The sequence below is a fragment of the Arthrobacter sp. efr-133-R2A-63 genome, assembly GCF_030209795.1.
Taxonomy (GTDB): Bacteria; Actinomycetota; Actinomycetes; order Actinomycetales; family Micrococcaceae; genus Arthrobacter; species Arthrobacter bambusae_A.
Genome location: NZ_JARVRG010000005.1, coordinates 146,664 through 162,411 on the forward strand (window position 1 = coordinate 146,664; position 15,748 = coordinate 162,411).

Consider the following 15,748-nt stretch of genomic DNA (forward strand, 5'->3'; position numbering starts at 1 on the left):
GAAACGGTGGGGACATTCAAGACTTTGAGGACTAAGGCTGCATGACGGGCGTTGACGAGGCGGGGACTGAAAAGCAGGCTCCGGAACAGCAGGACACTCCGATTCTCAGGCCAAGGGGGCCAAGGGCCAGGAAGTCCGCGTCGAAGGGCATCGTCCGCTTTCTGCCACTGGCCTTGTTGACCTTGGTCATCGCGGTCCTGGCCGTGCCGATGGGACTCGGGATCGCAGCTGGATTCATTGGTCCCGGCTTTCCGGGGGCAGCCGGTGCGCCCGGCCCCAAGGTGCCGGACTGGCAACAGGTCCCCAAGCAGCTGAGCCGCACCCAGATCGTTGCCCCCTTGGACGCTTCCGCTCCGGTCCCGTTGCCGGCCGATGTCACGAACCAGCTCAATGCCCTCTTGACCCCCGACGGCGGGGGAGACTTCACCGGAGTCGTCGAGGATGCGTTGACCGGGCTTCCGCTTTACGATCGCGACGGCGCCAAGAACCGGGTGCCGGCGTCCAACATGAAGTTGCTCACCGCAGTCGCGGCGCTGCGGGCGATCGGCCCGGAGACCCGCTTCAGCACTCGGGTCCTGGCGGGACCTTCGCCGTCGACCATCATCCTGAGCGCTGGAGGCGATGTCCTGCTCGGTGACGGCCCGTCCCAAGCCAATGAGGTGCTCGGCCATGCCGGTTTGGAGACCCTCGCGGCGGACACGGCAAAAGCTTTGCAGGACCGCGGCGTGAAGGGCCCGGTCACGGTGCAGTTGGACGATGGACTGTTCACCGGGCCTGCCTTGAACCCGGCATGGAGCCTCGACGATGTCGCCGCCGGGGAAACGGCGCCGGTCTTTCCGCTCGCCCTGAACTCGGCCCGGACAAGCCCGGGGGCAACCAACGGCCCGCGTCCGCAAGACGCCGCGCTCACCGCAGCCCAGGCTTTCGCGGGGAAGCTGCAAGCCGCGGGTGCCGCTGCTGGCTTCACGGTGGTCCCCGGTGTGGAACGCGCCGCGGCTCCAACCGGAAAGCAGGGCGTCCTCGCCAGCGCGGTGTCTGCCACCGTCCGCGAGCAAGTCGACTTGATGCTGGAAACGTCGGACAACTACCTCGCTGAGGTTTTCGGTCGGATGGCCGCGCTGTCCGAGGGAAAGCCGGGATCCAACGACGGCGCGACGGCGGCCGTGGGCGCCCAGCTCGCGGAACTCGGCGTCGCCTCGGACTCCATGCACTTGGCAGACGTGTCGGGCCTTGCCCTCGGCAACCAGGTGTCGGCGCGGCAGTTCGCGGACGTGGTCCGGGCCATTACCTCGGGACCCGACACCCGTCTCCGTGCCGCCCTCGCGGGGTTCCCGGTAGCCGGACTGACCGGGACGCTCGGCGACCGCTACACCGATGCGACCACCTCCCAGGGGGCGGGCCTGGTGCGGGCCAAGACCGGCACCTTGAATTCGGTGATCGCTTTGAGCGGCTACGTTGTGGACGCGAACGGCCGTCTCCTGGTCTTCTCCTTTATCGGCAACGGGCTGATGCCGGGCGCAGAAGGGAACAAGGTCGCGCTGGACAGGTCCGCCACGGCACTCGCGTCATGCGGTTGCCGGGCTGGCTGACATTCCCCCGCTCCCTGAGGTTCGCCGTTGAGCGAACTTAAGGGCGCAGATTCAGCCTGTTGTGGTCTTATGGTTCATATGGAGTCTCAGCAGCAAGCCCAGTCCCTCATCAACTGGGAGCTGGCCGCCTCCACGGCTGCCCGGCTCGCTCCCCCCGGTCCACCGCTGAGTCCGGCCCAAATCGGCAAAGCCGTGGATAGCTTGCGTTTCAGCGCGGACATCTCTGTACCGCATGTGCATGACATCACTGGTTTGGAAGCCGCGCGCGACCTCCGCGATTCCCATGTCCTGGTAGTTGACCGGGCGTCCTGGGCGAAGGCCAATACCCAGAGTTTCGCAGTGATGCTCCAGCCGGCCCTTCAGCAAATGCTGGACTCCCGGCGCGGCCCGGCGATGACACCGGCTGCGGCGGCCGCGAGCGGCGCCATTACCGGCGCGCAGCTCGGGGCCGTGCTCGCCTTCTTGTCGAGCAAGGTCTTGGGCCAATACGATCCCTTCGCGGCCCTCGCCCCGGACTCGAAAGCGCCGCCTGCCGGCCGGCTTTTGCTCGTGGCTCCGAACATCATCTCTGTGGAGCGCGAGCTCAACGTTGATCCGGACGATTTCCGGCTCTGGGTTTGCCTTCACGAACAGACCCACCGGGTGCAGTTCGCTGCCGCGCCTTGGCTCCGGACCCACATGCTCGAGGAAATCGAGCGCCTCAGTGCCAACCTGATCGGCAATGTGGATTCCATCATGGACCGTGCCACTGCGGCCGCGCGGTCCTTGCGCGACCGCTCCACCGGCGCCACTCCTGGCCGCGGGGCCATTCTGGACCTGCTCCAAAACCCCGAGGAAAAGGCATCGCTCTCGCATCTCACGGCAGTCATGAGCCTCCTGGAAGGCCACGCGAATGTTGTGATGGACGCCGTCGATTCCACCCTTGTCCCCTCGGTGAAGACCATTAGGCAGCGCTTCAGCTCGCGGGGCAAGGACCGCGGAATGATCGAGAAATTCATCCGTAACATCCTCGGCCTGGATGCCAAGATGCGCCAGTACAGCGACGGCGCCAAGTTCGTCCGTGAAGTGGTTGCGGTGGCCGGCATGGAGGGCCTGAACCGGGTCTGGGAATCGGCCGAAAAACTGCCTACCGAAGCCGAAATCCACGACTCCAAGCTGTGGCTTGAGCGGATGGGGCTGTGACCGCAGGCACCACATCGGGTACCGGCGCAAGCGGTAGAAGCGGTCCGAGCAGCGGACGACGACGTCCCGGGCGTTTGGCGCCGGTGGTAGGCAAGGCGCGGAACATGGTGCAGGACGCGCTGGCCTCCGCAGGCTATCCCGAGCGGATCCTCGTCGCTTGCAGCGGCGGCCCGGACTCCTTGGCACTTGCTTCGGTGGCGGCCTACTTTGCCCGTCGGGGCCGCGTGCAGGGCCACCCCGTGCATGTTGCCGCCGTCGTGGTCGACCATCAGCTGCAAGCAGGCTCGGGCGAGGTCGCGGCGCGAACCGTGGCGATCCTGGAGGACCTGGGCCTCTCGCCCGTCCAGCTACGGACCGTGGAGGTGGCCGCTGCCGGGTTCGGGCCCGAGGCGGCGGCACGCGATGCCCGGCACGCGGCCCTTGAAGCGGCGGCCGCCGAACTCGATTGTGGAGCGATCCTGCTCGGGCACACTCTGGACGACCAAGCCGAACAGGTCCTGCTGGGCCTGGCACGAGGCTCGGGAACCCGCTCCCTCGCCGGGATGCGTCCGGCGCGCGGCAAGCTCCTTCGTCCTTTCCTTGGGCTGCGCCGATCAGAAATGCTCGAAATCTGCGAGGTCGAGGAACTCGAAGCCTGGCACGATCCCAGCAACGCGGACCCCGCCTTCGCCCGCTCTCGGACCCGGGTGGAGGTGATGCCCTTGCTTGAGGACAAGCTGGGGCCCGGCGTTGCCGAGTCGCTCGCCCGTACAGCCGCGATCCTCCAGCAGGACGCTGACTTCCTGGAGCAGCTTGCCGCAGAGAGTTATGCGGGACTCGTGAACCGGAGCGACGACGGCGTGTGGCTCCCCGAAGGCGCCTTGAGGGAGTTGTCCCCGGCCCTGAGGTTCCGGGTGATCGCCAAGGCTGCGGCCGACGTCGGGGGCCAACAGCCCGGCTATGGGCGGCTCCAGGCAGCCGAAGCGTTGCTGCGCCGGCAGGGATCGGCGGGACCCGTGCAGCTTCCCGGAAGCGTCAGCGTCTATCGTGTATCCCTCAGCGAATTGGGGCGGGAGGCCCCAGCGCGGGGAACTGCCGTTCCCCGCGAAGGCGGCGGCTGTGGGAAGCTAGTATTCCGGCATCAAAGATCGCCCCAACAGTAGCCGCACCCACGCATCAACACAGGAGCCATTGGTGGATTCAAACGACGTCCAGGCAGACCTCAAACACGTTCTCTACACCAAGGAGCAGATCCAGCAACGGATCGCCGAACTTGCTGCACAGATTGACAAGGACTACGAGGGCCGTGAGCTGCTGATCGTCGGCGTGCTCAAGGGTGCCGTCATGGTCATGGCAGACCTTGCGCGTGCGCTGCACAGCCACGTCAGCATGGATTGGATGGCGGTGTCCTCCTACGGCTCCGGGACCCAGTCCTCCGGCGTCGTGCGCATCCTCAAGGACCTTGATACCGACCTCATGGGCAAGGATGTCCTGATTGTCGAAGACATCATCGATTCCGGCCTGACTCTCTCCTGGCTCAAGACCAACCTCGAGTCGCGGGGCACCGCTTCCGTGGAAATCTGCACCGCGTTCCGCAAGCCCACGGCCGCCAAGGTGGAGATCGACGTCAAGTACGTCGGCTATGACATCCCCAACGAATTCGTCGTCGGCTATGGACTGGATTACGCCGAGAAGTACCGCAATCTGGACTTCGTGGGAACCCTCGCACCGCACGTATACGAGTAACTCTTCCCGCAGCGAACCACCGCGTATTGTTCGCGGAACGAAAGCGGCCTCCTGTTCGGGAGGCCGCTTCGCTATGTGTGCAGTGGCGCCGGGGGATCCTGAAAGAACCATGGATTTCTCCCGCGAGCTTCCGGAATTCCTCGTTGATGTACGCCTAGAGGGAACTTTTGCCTCTTACTGTGCGTGAATCACTCCGAACGGTGTAAAGCTAGAAACTGACGCAGCACCACACGCGCGCAGAAGCTGCGCCGTGCAGCACTACCAGGAGGGACGGGGCGGAGCCCCCGAACAGATGAAAGCTAAGAGTTTCTTCAAGGGCCCGGGCATCTGGATTGTTGTCGTAGTCGGCTTGCTCCTGGTGGCATTTGCAACCCTTGCCCCCGGCGGATCCACCCGAATCGACACCGATAAGGGCCTCGCGATCCTCGCCCAGAGCGGCAAGGTGGAGCAGGCCAAGATCTACGATGCCGAGAACCGCGTTGACCTGACGCTGAAAGACAACCTCGTCATCGACGGCCAGGACAAGGGCAAGAACGTCCAGTTCTTCTATGTCACGGCGCGGGCCGGGGACGTCGTCAAGGCAGTCACCAATGCCCAGCCATCCGGCGGCTTCACGGACCAGCCCGTCGAAAACAACTGGTTCTCCGGACTGTTCTCGCTCCTCGTCCCCGTGCTCCTGCTGGGTGTGCTTTTCTGGTTCCTGCTCTCGCGCATGCAAGGCGGCGGCTCCAAGGTGATGCAGTTCGGCAAGTCGAAGGCCAAGCTGGTCAACAAGGACATGCCGCAAGTCACCTTCGCGGATGTGGCCGGTGCGGACGAAGCCGTCGAGGAACTTCAGGAGATCAAGGAATTCCTCGCAGAACCGGCAAAGTTCCAGGCCGTTGGCGCCAAGATCCCGAAGGGCGTGCTGCTCTACGGCCCTCCGGGCACCGGCAAGACCCTCCTGGCCCGCGCCGTCGCAGGCGAGGCCGGCGTCCCGTTCTTCTCCATCTCGGGCTCGGACTTCGTTGAAATGTTCGTCGGCGTTGGTGCTTCCCGTGTCCGCGACCTCTTCGAGCAAGCCAAAGCCAATGCGCCCGCCATCATTTTCGTTGACGAGATCGACGCCGTTGGACGTCACCGCGGCGCTGGCATCGGCGGCGGCAACGACGAGCGCGAACAGACCCTTAACCAGCTTCTGGTCGAAATGGACGGCTTCGACGTCAAGACCAACGTCATCCTGATCGCGGCAACCAACCGTCCGGACGTCCTGGACCCTGCCCTGCTGCGCCCAGGCCGTTTCGACCGCCAGATCACCGTCGAAGCACCGGACTTGATTGGTCGCGAGCAGATCCTGAACGTCCATGCCAAGGGCAAGCCGATGGCCCACGGCGTCGACCTCAAGGGCGTCGCGAAGAAGACCCCGGGCTACACGGGTGCGGACCTTGCCAACGTGCTGAACGAGGCCGCCCTCCTGACCGCCAGGTCCAATGCCAACCTGATTGACGACCGCGCCCTGGACGAGGCAATCGACCGTGTCATGGCGGGCCCGCAGAAGCGTAGCCGCGTCATGAAGGAAATGGAACGGAAGATCACCGCCTACCACGAAGGCGGCCACGCCCTGGTGGCGGCAGCCCTCCGCAATTCCGCCCCTGTCACGAAGATCACCATCCTGCCCCGAGGCCGCGCCCTCGGCTACACGATGGTTGTCCCGGAGGACGACAAGTACTCGATCACGCGCAATGAACTCCTGGACCAGATGGCCTATGCCATGGGTGGGCGCGTTGCAGAGGAAATCGTCTTCCACGACCCCTCGACGGGCGCTTCGAACGACATCGAGAAGGCCACCGGAACGGCCCGCAAGATGGTCACCCAGTTCGGCATGAGCGAGCGCATCGGCGCCGTGAAGCTTGGCGCAGGTGGCGGGGAGCCTTTCCTGGGCCGGGACATGGCGCAGGAACGCAACTACTCCGACTCGGTCGCGTACATCGTCGACGAGGAAGTGCGCCGCCTGATCGACCAGGCCCACGATGAGGCCTACGCCATCCTCACCGAGAACCGCGACGTCCTGGACCAGTTGGCCCTCGAACTGCTTGAGCGCGAAACGCTGAACCAGGCGGAGATCGCCTACATCTTCCGCGACATCCGCAAGCGCGACTTCCGCGAGGTGTGGCTCTCCAAGGAATCCCGCCCGGTCCAGACCATCCCGCCGGTGGAATCCCGCGCAGAGAAGGCTGAACGTGAGGCCCAGGAAGAGGCCAAGGCCGCTCGTCTCGAAGAGCCTTTGGACGCTCAGTCCCCGCATCCGCAGGGAGTCGGCAGCCAGGAGTCATTTACGGGGCAGGGACCGGACGCGGGCACCGACGTTTCGCATCAAGGCTAAGCTTTCTGCTGTGACTCACATCGACGACGACGACTTCAGCGGTGCCGCCAGTGATGACCTTGGCGGCACCTCCGGGGGGAAATCAGGTGGCCACGGCCACGGCCATCACTCATATAAGGTCGACCGCCCCCGCATAGAGGCGGCCGTACGCGAGATCCTCATCGCCGTGGGCGAGGACCCGGACCGTGGCGGACTGGTGGATACGCCGAAGCGCGTTGCCAAGGCTTACGCCGAGGTCTTCGCTGGCCTGCACCAGGATCCCGAGGACGTCCTGTCCACCACGTTCGACCTCGACCATGAGGAACTCGTGCTGGTCAAGGACATCCCGTTCTATTCCACGTGCGAGCACCATTTGGTGCCGTTCCACGGCGTCGCGCACGTTGGATACATCCCTTCCCACGACGGCAAAGTGACGGGGCTGAGCAAGCTGGCCCGTCTCGTCGACATTTACGCCCGCCGTCCGCAGGTGCAGGAACGCCTGACCACCCAGATCGTCGAAGCGCTCGTGACCCACCTCAAGCCCCGGGGCGCGATCGTCGTCGTCGAATGCGAACACATGTGCATGTCCATGCGTGGCATTCGCAAGCCCGGCGCCAAGACCGTCACCAGCGCAGTGCGCGGGCAACTTCATGACCCGGCCACCCGTGCCGAAGCCATGAGCCTCATACTCGGAAGGTAACAAAGACCATGGATTCCCTCGCAGCAGCACCAGGAACGGGCCCGGCTACCAGCCCCCTGCCCATTCTCCGCAAACCCCGTCCAGCGGCCCGCTTCGCGGACCTGCCGGCCGACCGCACGCTTGTCATGGGAATTCTGAACGTCACGCCGGATTCATTCAGCGACGGCGGCAAGCACCCCACGGCGGACACCGCCATCGCCCACGCATTGCGCATGTTGTACTCCGGAGCGGACATCATCGACGTCGGCGGGGAATCGACCCGCCCGGGCGCAGAGCCCGTCTCCCCGGAAGAAGAACAACGGCGGGTCTTGCCGGTGATCCAGGCACTCGTGAAGGCCGGGGCGCTCGTCAGCATCGACACGACGCACGCGTCGACGGCCGCCGCGGCGGTGGAGGCCGGCGCCGCGATCATCAACGACGTCTCCGGGTTGAGCCTCGAACCGGAGATGGCCGAACTCGTCGCACGTACCAAGGTGCCCTATGTCTTGACGCATCGCCGAGGCGACGCCGAAACCATGAACAGCCTTGCCGACTACGGAAATGTCGTGGAGGAAGTCATCGAGGAGCTCAAGGGCGTCCGCGACAAGCTCTACGCGGCAGGCGTCACGGCGGAACAAATCATTGTGGATCCCGGCCTGGGCTTCTCCAAGGACGAGGACCAGAACTGGCAACTCCTCAAGTACATCGGCAAGCTGGACGAACTGGGGCACAAGGTCCTGATCGGAGCTTCACGCAAACGCTTCCTCGGGACGCTCCTGACCGTGGCCGGCAAGGCGGCGGCGCCGGAGGAACGGGACCATGCCACCGCTGCCATCACCGCAATCAGTGCCGCGAACGGTGCTTGGGCCGTGCGCGTCCACGACGTCGGCCCCAGCCTTGACGCCGTCAAGGTCGCCGCGCGCATCAGACACTAAACTTGGTGAACAGAGGGGGAGGGACCGGTTTGGACAAGATCACACTGACCGGCGTGACCGCCGTCGGGCATCACGGCGTCTTCGACTTCGAGCGCCGTGATGGCCAGCCGTTCGTCGTCGACGTGGTGCTGTACACCGATTTCGGCAAGGCCGCGGAAACAGATGACCTGCAGTTCACGGCGCACTACGGCGAAGTCGCCGAGTACATAACGTCCGTCATTTCGGGCGAGCCACTCAACCTGATCGAGGCCCTCGCGGTGCGGATCGCCGAGGGGATCCTGGCGGGCTTCAACGTCGCCGCCATCGATGTCACAGTCCACAAACCCAAGGCACCCATCGAAGTTCCCTTCGGTGACGTCACGGTCAGTGTCCACAGGGAGCGTGCATGACCTCCCGATTCACCAAAGCCATCCTGGCCCTCGGCAGCAACCTGGGCGAGCGGAACGACACCCTGTCCACCGCCGTTGCCGACCTCGTTGACCGCCCGGAAATCCGCCTGCTCGGGGTCTCTCCCGTGGTGCAGACCAAAGCCGTGGGCGGACCGGTGGGGCAACCGGATTTCCTCAACATGGTGATTGCCATTGAGACGACCCTTGCGCCGCTGGACCTCCTCCAGCACTGCCACGACGTCGAGCAAATCCACCATCGGGTCCGCGAGGTCCGCTGGGGCCCCCGCACTTTGGATGTGGACATCATCGTCTACGGCGAACTCACCAGCGACGACGAAACCTTGACCCTGCCGCATCCTCGGGCCGCCGTGCGCGCCTTCGTGCTCTATCCGTGGGCGCTCCTGGACCCTGCAGCGCGGCTCAACGGTGAGAGCGTCGCCGATCTGGCCGCCAAAGCCGAGGACTTTCCAGGCCTCCGGCCGTTCGACGGTTTCGACGGATCCGGCAGCGTCGCTGCCGCAGGAGCGGTGGAATAGTCCATGAAGGCCATGCGTCCGCTCTTGTTGGCGATCATCGCCGTCGTTCTCGCCGCAATTGGCTGGCTGGCTACCGTGCTCACCACGCGCTACAGCATGGCGACGCCGGTGCTTCCTCCTTCCGCGTTGGTGACCATGGGTGTCATTGCCGTGCTGACGTTGATCATGGGCATCCGTGTCCTGCGCTGGCGCAACGGCAAGAAGAAGACCATGCTCAACCCCATCCTGGCCGCGCGAACCCTGATCCTGGCCCAGGCCTGCGCCTATGCGGGCACCGTGCTGCTCGGCTGGCACGTGGGAATTGTGATTGAGCAGCTCCGGCTCTGGAGCCTCCGCAGCGACCAGGGAATCTTCTGGCTCGCGCTCATCATGGGCGGCGGAGGGCTCATCATGACCATAGTGGGGCTCGTCGTGGAGCGGTTCTGCCGGATCCCGCCCGAGGACCTGGAAGGCGGGCCCGGCATCAGGGATTCACGACATCGCGAGGCCAAGGGCGAAGGCGAATATGCGTACCGTGGCGATTGATCCTCCCGGGATCCAGTGGTTGCGCGTTTCGCCGAAATACGTGACGGTGCGGCTCGTCGAGTGGGCCATCGGCAACCTGGTCATGGTCGGCCTGTTCAGCCTGCCCTTGCTTTTCGTGGAACTGGGGTGGTGGAGGTGGCCGCCGCTGTGGCTCGCCGTCGCCGTTCCAGCGGCCCTTTTGTTGCTCGCCCTGTGGCGGCTCGTGTTGATCCCGCGGCAAGTGAAGGCCATCGGCTATGCGGAACGCGACGACGACCTCCTGATCCGCCGCGGTATCTTCTTCCAGCGGACCATGGTGGTTCCCTACGGCCGGATGCAGTACGTCGATGTCGCGGTTGGGCCAGTCGAGCGGCTCTTGGGACTGTGCACCCTCAAACTCCACACCGCTTCCACTGGAACCAACGCCCACTTGCCCGGACTTCCCGCTGCTGAAGGCGCACGGCTGCGCGAGCAGCTCTCGGCCCGAGGCGAAGCGAGGCTGGCCGGGCTGTGACCCAGGAACAGACCGTCGTCGACGGCGATTGGCACCGCGTGCACCCGGCGTCGCCTTTCGTGCGCGGATGGGTGGCGCTGGCGGCGATCGTCTATTTTTTCGGCCGCGATACCTTCGAGCGAGCCCTCCAAGGCCGCGGGACCATTGGGGACAACTTCAATGAACGCACGCTCTGGCTCCTGGCCGGGGGCGGCGTCGTGCTGTTGCTGGCTTTGGGCTCGTTCCTTCTCAGCTGGTATTTCACCCGTTATCAGCTCGCCGAGGGTTACGTCCGGGTCAATACCGGTTTCCTTTTCAAGCAGCAGCGCCAGGCACGGCTTGACCGCGTTCAGGCCATCGACATCGTGCAGCCGCTGCTCGCCCGCATTTTCGGGCTCGCGGAGCTGAAGTTCGAGGTAGCCGACGCGGGCCATTCGGCCGTGCGACTTTCCTACCTCAGGCTCGCGCAGGCCAAACAGCTCCGCGCCACTATCCTGGGCCGGGCTGCCGGCATTGCTGACGGGAGCGAAAAAGTCGAGGTGCCCGAGGCACCCGAACAGGTGGTGCTCTACCTTCCGCCTGGAAGGCTTGTCGGCTCGCTGATCCTGAGCGAGCAGAGCTTCTTCATTGTGCTCAGCGCCATCGCGTCGGTGCTGCTGTCAGTATTGACCGAGTCCCGGGCCTTCATCCTCTACTTGATTCCAGCAATCCTCGGCTTGGGTACCGCCTACTGGCGTTCGTTCAACACGGGCTACAACTTCACCGCGGCAATATCCCCGGACGGCATCCGCCTGCGATACGGACTCCTGGACACCCGGGCCCAGACCGTGCCTCCCGGCCGCATCCAGGCCCTCAAGGTCACGCAGCCGCCGTTGTGGCGCATTCTCGGCTGGTACCGGATCCACGTGAACGTTGCCGGCTACGGCGAACATCGCCGTAGCGAAGGGGAGCACCGCACCATGTTGCTTCCAGTCGGGCGGAAGCCCGAGGTGATGATGATGCTCTCGCTCGTCCTGCCCGATCCCGGTACCGCAGACCCCGAGCGCGTCTTCACGGCAGGGCTGACCGGCCTGGACTCCGACGCGGGATTTGTCACCACACCCAGGCGTGCCTGGATTCTTTCCCCGTTGGGCTGGCGACGCAACGGCTTCCTGTCAACGGAGACCGCCCTGTTGCTGCGCTCCGGCCGCTTGTGGCGGAGGCTGGTGGTGGTCCCGCATCAACGAACCCAGTCCATCGCCCTCCACCAAGGTCCCCTGGCCCGGCTCTTCGGCGTGGCCGACCTTGTGCTGCATACGACTCCAGGGCCTGTGGCGCCCCGGCTCATCCAAGCAGCCACAGAGGAGGCGGTCGGCGTATTCGACGAGCAGGCCGCCCGGGCCCGGAAAGCCCGCAGACTGCAGAGCAGCGAGCAATGGCTGGCGCAACTGCCGCCCACGGCGCTGCCGGCCCCGCCAAGCACGCATGCCATCCAGCACGCATCGACCCAGGAGGAACCAGACCATGGCTAGGCCAGGACGACTCGGTGTAGGAATCATCGGCGCCGGCAAGGTGGGTGCGGTCTTGGGTGCGGCCCTGCGCGGGGCCGAGCACGCCGTCGTCGGGGTTTCCGCCGTGTCGGAGGCGAGCCGGGAGCGGGCGGAGACCCTGCTGCCGGGGGTCCCGATCCTTGAAATCCAGGAAATCGTGGAGCGGTCCGAGTTGGTGCTCCTGGCCGTCCCGGACGACGCCCTCGGTGAACTCGTGGCCGGACTGGCCAAGCTTGGAGCATGGCAGCCCGGACAACTCGTGGCGCACACTTCCGGCCGCTTCGGCGTCGGAATACTGAAGCCGGTCCGCGCTGCAGGTGCCATTCCGCTCGCCCTCCACCCGGCCATGACGTTCACGGGCATGAGCCTGGACCTCACCCGGCTCATGGACTGCACCTTCGGGGTCACCGCCGACGCCGCGATGTTGCCCATCGCCCAAGCACTCGTGGTGGAGATGGGCGCCGAACCAGTGGCCATCGCCGAGGCTGACCGCACGCTCTACCACGCAGCCCTCGCGCACAGCTCGAACCATCTGGTCACCCTCGTGGCCCAGTCATCCCAGCTGCTTCGGGACATCGGCGTCGACGCGCCGGAACGCATGCTCGGCCCGCTGCTCCGCGCCACCTTGGAGAACGCGCTGGCCTCAGGCGAATCCGCGTTGACCGGGCCCGTGGCCCGCGGGGATGTGGGGACTGTCGCCGCCCATGCGGAGGCCCTCAAGGAGTACGACGGCGGTGCGGGCGGCGACCTGCTCGCTGCTTACCGGGCCATGGCGCGGGCCACTGCCCGCCGGGCTGCCAATCGCGGACTGCTCAAAGAGGGTCAGCTTGGCGACATCAACAACGCCTTGGACGGCCCAGGTGCGCCGGACAACGGTGAAGACCGTCCAGGCAACGACGCTGCCGGGACGCAGGAAGGAAACTGACCATGGCCATCAAACTCGTCACCACCGCAGCGGAACTGCGGGCCGAAAGTGTGCGGTTGCTCGCTGAAAAGCGCGGCAGCTCGCAAGGCCTCGTCCCCACGATGGGTGCGCTGCACACAGGTCACGCAGCACTGGCCCGCACCGCCGTCGAGCAGAACGACGTGGTGGTGGCCTCCATCTTCGTCAACCCCCTGCAATTCGGCGAGGCCGCGGACCTTGAACGCTACCCGCGCACGCTTGATGCCGATATGGCGCTCCTTGACGCCGAGGGCGTGGACCTCGTCTTCGCCCCTTCCGTGGATGAGGTCTACCCCGGCGGGGAGCCGCTGGTCCGGGTGACCTCGGGACCCCTGGGCGAGAAATGGGAGGGAGCCTCGCGCCCCGGCCACTTCGACGGCGCCCTCACAGTGGTCGCCAAACTGCTGCACTACGGTCTGCCTGGCGGTCCAGCCGCCGACGGCGGTGCTGCCGCGTACCGCGCGTACTTCGGCCAGAAGGATGCCCAGCAGTTGGCCCTGGTGAAGCGGATGGTGGCAGATCTCAGCTTCCCGGTGGACATCGTGGCCGTGCCTACCGTGCGCAATGCGGAAGGGCTGGCGCTTTCCAGCCGGAACCGTTTCCTTTCCGAAGAAGAGCGGGAGGCGGCCTTGGCGCTGTCCCGTGCCCTCCGCCTTCTCGAGTCCCACGCCCTGGCGAACGAGCCGCTCGAGCTGGACACCGCCGTCGCGCTCGTCGAATCGCAGCCCCTCGTGAAGCTGGACTATTTCGACGTCGTCGATCCCCGCACGCTGGAACCGCTCGCGGAAAACTGCAAGGAAACTCCGTTCCGGGGTGAAGGGCTTGCGATCATTGCGGCGCAGGTCGGGCCCGTACGGTTGATCGACAACGTGCCGCTGAGTTCCTGACACTTAACATCCGGATGACTCTGCGCAAACGTTTGGATTAAGCTGCTGACGGGAGTGCGGTTGAGGCTTAGACTGTTGCAATCTTCACCGGTGCCGAGCGCCGGACACCACCGCACCCACAGCTGAGGAATCCTCATGTCTACCGACGTCACATCAGACGGGTCCGGCAGCCCCGCACCGGAAACGGGGACACAGCACGCCAGGGACAGGATGTCGCGCGAGTCTGTCACCGTCATTGTCACGCTCCTTGTGGCCACCTTCGTGGTGATCCTCAACGAGACCATCATGAACGTCGCCCTGCAGCGGCTCATGACGGACCTCAACGTCGACGCGCCCACGGTCCAGTGGCTCTCCACCGGATTCATGCTGACCATGGCCGTGGTCATACCCACCACCGGCTTCATCCTCCAGAGGCTCACCACTCGGGCTGCGTTCCTCTTGGCCATCGGACTGTTCAGCAGCGGCACCCTGCTCGCGGCTCTAGCCCCTGGGTTTGGGGTGCTCTTGTTGGCACGCATCGTCCAAGCCGGCGGCACGGCAATCATGCTCCCGCTCCTCATGACAACCATCTTGACCTTGGTGCCCCTGTCCCGCCGCGGCGCGGTGATGGGCAACGTGACCATTGCGATTTCGGTTGCGCCCGCCTTGGGCCCCACGGTTTCCGGGATCATCCTTGACCATTTCTCCTGGCGGTTCATGTTCGTCTTCGTACTGCCGGTGGCCCTGTTGGCCATGGGCATCGGTGCCAAGTTCCTGACGAACGTGGGCGAGCGTGGCAATGTGAGGCTTGACTTCGCCTCGGTGGTCCTGACCGTTCCTGCTTTCGGCGGATTGGTCTATGGACTGAGCCAGATCGGCGGCCACGCCGGGGCGACTGCCTTGCCGATCGCTGCGCTCGTGACCGGAGTGCTGTGCATGGTGGCGTTCGTCTTCCGCCAGCTCAAGTTGCAGAAGTCCGACGCGCCCCTCCTGGACCTCAGGGCATTCAACTTCCGCATGTTCACGGTCTCGGTGCTGCTCATGGTGGTTGCCATGATGGCCCTGTTCGGCGGAGTGATCCTGCTGCCGCTCTACCTGCAGAACGTCCTCCACCTGCAGCCGATGGAGACCGGCCTGGCGCTTCTTCCGGGCGGCTTGGCGATGGGCCTGCTCGGTCCGGTGGTCGGTAGGTTGTTCGACAAGATCGGACCGCTCCCACTGACTGTGACAGGATCCATCCTGTTGGTACTCACGCTGTGGCAGTTCTCGATGCTCACCGCGAGCAGCCCCCTGTGGTGGGTCGTGGTCCTTTACGCGGTACTTAGCCTGGGCTTGGCTTTGCTGTTCACCCCGGCGTTCACTACTGGCCTCAACCCGCTCCCGCCCCACCTCTATTCGCACGGCTCGGCAATCATGAGCACCCTGCAGCAGGTGGCGGGAGCCGCAGGGACCGCACTCCTGGTTTCGATCTTCGCCGTGGTCTCGGCTGCGTCCGGCTTTGTTGCCGGGATGCAGGCAGCGTTCCTGACCGCCACCTTGATTGCGGTGGTTGCCGTCGTGCTGTCCACCATGATGCGCAAGACCGAGGGAGCCGCCGGGCACTAGGCCGCTTGCTCGCTTGCCTGCTTGCCTGCTTGTGCGGCGGGTTGATTGTGATGCACGGCATGTTTGCGGATTACGCCCGGGACGGCGTTCCTTCGGGTGGTGTTTGGGGCCGAATTCCGCGTGTTGTAGCGGGTTTTGAAATGTGGGATGACGATGCAGGGGTGATTTGCCTCGGGTCTTGGGGGTGTGTAGAGTAGACCGAGTCGCCGCCGCTGATGCGGAAAAATTGCGACGGACCCCCTTCCAATTGGAAACCATTTTACTGGTTCGCTTTGTTGCGTTCGGGTGTGGTTTCCGGGGGTCGCGGATGGTGTTTTGTCCGGTGTGGTTCCTGGTTTCGGGAGTTGTGCCGGGGGAGCGTGTCTGGTAAGTTTGGGAAGTTGCTCCGGAGCGATCTTGGACCCTTGTGGGTGTGGGTGGTGCCGGGTGTGT

Annotated in this window: 15 protein-coding genes; all 15 read left to right on the forward strand. The window is 65.1% G+C overall.

Annotated elements, in window-relative coordinates; genetic code table 11:
- Nucleotides 1-41 precede the first annotated feature (41 nt).
- Nucleotides 42-1,589: a D-alanyl-D-alanine carboxypeptidase/D-alanyl-D-alanine endopeptidase gene (dacB, locus tag QRN45_RS03100; RefSeq protein ID WP_264637160.1), complete on the forward strand. Its 1,548-nt coding sequence runs from the start codon at nt 42-44 to the stop codon at nt 1,587-1,589.
- A gap of 78 nt (nt 1,590-1,667) precedes the next feature.
- On the forward strand, nt 1,668-2,771 hold the full coding sequence (locus QRN45_RS03105; protein WP_241707690.1) for an Rv3626c family coenzyme F420 biosynthesis-associated protein: 1,104 nt from the start codon (nt 1,668-1,670) through the stop codon (nt 2,769-2,771).
- A 104-nt stretch (nt 2,772-2,875) separates the two neighbouring features.
- Nucleotides 2,876-3,913 (forward strand): tRNA lysidine(34) synthetase TilS, encoded by a 1,038-nt coding sequence (tilS, locus tag QRN45_RS03110; protein WP_284762410.1) that lies wholly within the window; start codon nt 2,876-2,878, stop codon nt 3,911-3,913.
- A 31-nt stretch (nt 3,914-3,944) separates the two neighbouring features.
- A complete protein-coding gene (gene hpt, locus QRN45_RS03115) occupies nt 3,945-4,496 on the forward strand; it encodes a hypoxanthine phosphoribosyltransferase (protein ID WP_059388924.1) in 552 nt (183 codons plus the stop codon).
- 292 nt (nt 4,497-4,788) lie between these two features.
- A complete protein-coding gene (ftsH, locus tag QRN45_RS03120) occupies nt 4,789-6,858 on the forward strand; it encodes an ATP-dependent zinc metalloprotease FtsH (protein ID WP_284762411.1) in 2,070 nt (689 codons plus the stop codon).
- 10 nt (nt 6,859-6,868) lie between these two features.
- Complete coding sequence (gene folE, locus QRN45_RS03125; RefSeq protein WP_241707693.1) at nt 6,869-7,537, forward strand: GTP cyclohydrolase I FolE; 669 nt, start codon at nt 6,869-6,871, stop codon at nt 7,535-7,537.
- 8 nt (nt 7,538-7,545) lie between these two features.
- Nucleotides 7,546-8,451 (forward strand): dihydropteroate synthase, encoded by a 906-nt coding sequence (gene folP, locus QRN45_RS03130; protein WP_241707694.1) that lies wholly within the window; start codon nt 7,546-7,548, stop codon nt 8,449-8,451.
- A gap of 29 nt (nt 8,452-8,480) precedes the next feature.
- Nucleotides 8,481-8,840 carry a dihydroneopterin aldolase gene (folB, locus tag QRN45_RS03135; protein WP_264637161.1) on the forward strand — a complete coding sequence of 120 codons (360 nt, stop codon included), beginning with the start codon at nt 8,481-8,483 and terminating at the stop codon, nt 8,838-8,840.
- Entirely contained in the window at nt 8,837-9,376 is a 540-nt protein-coding gene (gene folK, locus QRN45_RS03140) for a 2-amino-4-hydroxy-6-hydroxymethyldihydropteridine diphosphokinase (RefSeq protein ID WP_241707696.1), read from the forward strand. Before folB ends, folK begins: the two co-directional genes overlap by 4 nt.
- 3 nt (nt 9,377-9,379) lie before the next feature.
- Nucleotides 9,380-9,901, forward strand: a complete 522-nt coding sequence (locus tag QRN45_RS03145) for a DUF3180 domain-containing protein (RefSeq protein ID WP_078106985.1) — start codon at nt 9,380-9,382, stop codon at nt 9,899-9,901.
- Nucleotides 9,882-10,394 (forward strand): PH domain-containing protein, encoded by a 513-nt coding sequence (locus QRN45_RS03150; RefSeq protein ID WP_078106984.1) that lies wholly within the window; start codon nt 9,882-9,884, stop codon nt 10,392-10,394. The genes QRN45_RS03145 and QRN45_RS03150 overlap by 20 nt, the downstream gene beginning before the upstream one ends.
- Nucleotides 10,391-11,884, forward strand: a complete 1,494-nt coding sequence (locus QRN45_RS03155) for a PH domain-containing protein (RefSeq protein WP_284762412.1) — start codon at nt 10,391-10,393, stop codon at nt 11,882-11,884. The genes QRN45_RS03150 and QRN45_RS03155 overlap by 4 nt, the downstream gene beginning before the upstream one ends.
- On the forward strand, nt 11,877-12,827 hold the full coding sequence (locus QRN45_RS03160) for a Rossmann-like and DUF2520 domain-containing protein (RefSeq protein WP_284762413.1): 951 nt from the start codon (nt 11,877-11,879) through the stop codon (nt 12,825-12,827). Before QRN45_RS03155 ends, QRN45_RS03160 begins: the two co-directional genes overlap by 8 nt.
- Before the next feature lie 2 nt (nt 12,828-12,829).
- Nucleotides 12,830-13,732, forward strand: a complete 903-nt coding sequence (gene panC, locus QRN45_RS03165; RefSeq protein WP_284762414.1) for a pantoate--beta-alanine ligase — start codon at nt 12,830-12,832, stop codon at nt 13,730-13,732.
- A 135-nt stretch (nt 13,733-13,867) separates the two neighbouring features.
- On the forward strand, nt 13,868-15,316 hold the full coding sequence (locus QRN45_RS03170; RefSeq protein WP_284762415.1) for a DHA2 family efflux MFS transporter permease subunit: 1,449 nt from the start codon (nt 13,868-13,870) through the stop codon (nt 15,314-15,316).
- Nucleotides 15,317-15,748 lie beyond the last annotated feature (432 nt).